The following is a 368-nucleotide window of genomic DNA, read 5'->3' on the forward strand; positions in this document are numbered from 1 at the left end:
CCGTACAAGCAGATCGTGGACGAATGGCTGGAGGAAGCGCCGTATTCAGCACTGCGGATTCTGGAGAAGCTGCGGGAGATGGGATTTGACGGGGGCTACAGCATCGTTAAGGCGTATGTGAGCAGCCGGAAGATGGACTTGAATGAGAAAGCAACAGTGCGGTTTGAGACGATGCCAGGAAAGCAAGGGCAGATGGATTGGGGATTCTTCGAGGATCACCTGGTGTACGAGGACGGGAAGTGGAAGAAGCTGTACTGCTTTCTCATGATTCTGGGATATTCGCGGATGCGGTACATCGAATTTGTAACGGATATGAGCACAAACACACTGATTCGGTGCCATCAAAACGCATTTCGGTACTTTGGAGG

General features: G+C 51.6%; 1 protein-coding gene. It reads left to right on the forward strand.

Annotated elements, in window-relative coordinates:
• Nucleotides 1-368: DDE-type integrase/transposase/recombinase (locus D1641_RS18995; RefSeq protein WP_160668564.1), on the forward strand; the 368-nt coding region annotated here is incomplete at both ends.

The organism is Colidextribacter sp. OB.20, assembly GCF_009911595.1.
GTDB lineage: Bacteria > Bacillota > Clostridia > Oscillospirales > Oscillospiraceae > Lawsonibacter.